General features: G+C 40.5%; 1 protein-coding gene. It reads left to right on the top strand.

The genetic code is table 11. The features are described from left to right. Nucleotides 1–259, top strand: a 259-nt coding sequence (locus NXS07_RS21310) for a tetratricopeptide repeat protein (RefSeq protein ID WP_258087676.1), incomplete at both ends; no start/stop codon positions are given.

Genomic DNA, 259 nt, shown 5'->3' with positions numbered 1-259 from the left:
GAAGATCTTTCTCCCAGCATTAACTTGGCTCACGCCTACAATGCCATTGGTGGAGTTTATGACTTGCTGGAGAAAGACAGTAAATCATTTGAGTACTACCAGAAAGCACTAAAGCAATTCAAAATATACGGTAACCTGAAAGCACAGGCTTTGGCTTATAATAACTTGGGTTTGTTAATGCAACGGCAAGGCAACATCAAGGACGCATTGGACTTTATGCTTCAGGCACAAGAGATTTTTGAAAGTGAACAGGAAGTAA

The sequence above is a fragment of the Xenorhabdus bovienii genome (genome assembly GCF_024721015.1).
In the GTDB taxonomy this organism is placed as follows: Bacteria; Pseudomonadota; Gammaproteobacteria; order Enterobacterales; family Enterobacteriaceae; genus Xenorhabdus; species Xenorhabdus bovienii.
This window is presented reverse-complemented; position numbering and strand designations above follow the sequence as displayed.